The sequence below is a fragment of the Sphaerochaeta sp. S2 genome (assembly GCF_016406725.1).
Classification (GTDB): domain Bacteria; phylum Spirochaetota; class Spirochaetia; order Sphaerochaetales; family Sphaerochaetaceae; genus Sphaerochaeta.
In genome coordinates, this window is the sequence record NZ_JAEKNT010000357.1 from 1 (window position 1) to 2,195 (window position 2,195).

Below are 2,195 nucleotides of genomic sequence, written 5' to 3' on the forward strand. Positions count from 1 at the left end.
AAGCGCAGTTAGCAGTGCAAAACGGTGTGACGAAGGTGAAAAGATTGAAGGTTTTGCGGCTTATGAAGCAGGCTTAATCCCTTTTAGGAAGGTATAATGGTTTGGCTGAAGAGTGAGGAAATATATGTGGTGCCTGATCAGAAGTCTTAATCCCTTTTAGCAGGACATAACATCTTGTCGTCTTCACGTTGGCTAACAAGATTTAGGGAAAAGCTAAAGGTCTTAATCCCTTTTAGCAGGTCATATCGTTTAGACCGAGAAAGGCAAGGGAGCATAAACCATTGTATCATAAGTCTTAATCCCTTTTAGCAGGTCATATCGTTTAGACTGTCACCCTTGTATTTATTGGTATTGAAATAGATTGCAACATGATTTTCGCGAAGTTCATCAGCATTCTTACTAAACTGGGATAACTGTCCCATCTCTTTGAGATTGCTGTACTCCTAATTTCTGTCATAGTTAATAATTCCTCCTTCTCGCGAACCCTACGCTATTTTATGTAAAAAAGCAGAATCCTGAGGTTCGCGTTTCACAAAATCTTGTGAGGTAACGTATCAACCTTTATATCGGATCCTTTTCCGATTTTAATTTCTTTCTGAAGGTCAGTTGAACACCTCGGAATGAGCAAGATATAATCCTTCGCTTGGTCTATCAGTTCTCTTAGTCTATGCTTGATTATTATATCATAGCCTTCTTCCCAATTACATTCAAATAACGATTTCTGCACACGAACCCCTTCTGATTCCAAGAATTTGGCAACCTTTTTTAACCGTTTGGGATCTGCAATATCATATAATATTAAAAAGTCACGTTTCATATGATTCTGAAATCCTCCAACACTTGGAAAGCCCCATCCCCGATGCTGCTGACTTTGCTCTGGCAAGCATCACAAGTACCATACATGAAGATTGAATCCTTATGTACATTCATTATATCTTTGATTTCATTCAACAACTCTATGGCTTTGACATAGTCAAAGTCGCAAATAAAAAAAGATCGTTGTATTCTTATCCCCTTCTGTTTCAAGACTTTTGCAATTGTTCTGAGTCTCTTTGCGTTGGAAATATCATAGCAGTACATATATCTCATGAAATCACGACCGGTTTGTAAGCTTCCTCCAGCCCCATGATATACCGCTTGTACATTTTCACCTGTTCATGCATTATCCTTTTGTAATTAATGCGTTTACCCAAGGGTTCATACAAGTGTTCCTCCTGTATCTTACGTTCAAATTGCACAACGACTTTGCGAATTCCCTCTTGTGTTAATAAAACAGCTTTTTCGAACTCTCCCGGAATATCCCTTCTCTCTAAATCGGTATCAACCTCAGCACATTCTTCTCTTGATTCCTCTGTATTACAAACAGTCCTAAAGTCACCTTTGTTCAACACCCCCATGTTGAACATTGCACAGGTCAATGTATCGACCAATGGAGTCCTGTATTCCTCTATTAAATCGAAAACCAGTGATTTGCGGCCATATGAGAGTGCATGCAATATCCCAACTGAATTATCTAAACCCTCGGAGACGATGAGAGCATCGACTCGATATGCAAGTAATGTATAAAGGAAACTGAGCACAGCATTCATTGGATCTCTTGGGGGATTTTTGTTTCTCCCTTTGAACATAACCCATTCAGGAGTTATATTTTTTCCCAAAACAGAGAAAAAGAGTGTGGCAGCGAACCCTTCATACCCACGAATTTCATCGATTGTTGATGCCTTTTCGAGTTTTCCGAGTATTGAAGCCAACTTTTGTACTTGTTGTGTAATGAAATCATCTTTCTCTAGTTTCCTTCCTATCCTTTGCATGAAGAGGTACTCATTCCTGAGTTTTCCCCTTACAATTGATTTTGCTATAGTTGTACAGAAACCATCGTCATGCAAAGTATCATATTGCTTTTGGCGAAGGAAAACATTTTTAGCATCCTCGAATGCCAATTTCCCATCATACCTTCCGTTTTTAGAGACAAAGACGGTCTCTATCGAATGTTTCATCAGTAATCGAAGCGCCTGTCCTGAAATTTCAACTGTTCCAATGATGATTAGCTGGTCAATGGTATGCAATGGTAGCGTCGTTTTTGTCCCGTCATAATCACGAACTACCAAGGCTTCGCCTTCCTTTGACATCTTCCCATTACTCGATACCAGATAGACTGTACCCATGATGACCTTCCTTATTATATTGGATATAGC

At 39.3% G+C, this 2,195-nt stretch carries 3 protein-coding genes; all 3 read right to left on the reverse strand.

What is annotated here, in order from left to right:
* Positions 1-529: 529 nt before the first annotated feature.
* Positions 530-817, reverse strand: a complete 288-nt coding sequence (gene cas2 / locus JF818_RS10540; RefSeq protein ID WP_198891973.1) for a CRISPR-associated endonuclease Cas2 — start codon at positions 815-817, stop codon at positions 530-532.
* Complete coding sequence (gene cas2, locus JF818_RS16690) at positions 814-1,089, reverse strand: CRISPR-associated endonuclease Cas2 (protein ID WP_370570330.1); 276 nt, start codon at positions 1,087-1,089, stop codon at positions 814-816. The genes cas2 (JF818_RS10540) and cas2 (JF818_RS16690) overlap by 4 nt, the downstream gene beginning before the upstream one ends.
* On the reverse strand, positions 1,086-2,195 hold a 1,110-nt coding region (cas1, locus tag JF818_RS10550), incomplete at its 5' end, for a CRISPR-associated endonuclease Cas1 (RefSeq protein WP_233067277.1). The genes cas2 (JF818_RS16690) and cas1, both read right to left, overlap by 4 nt.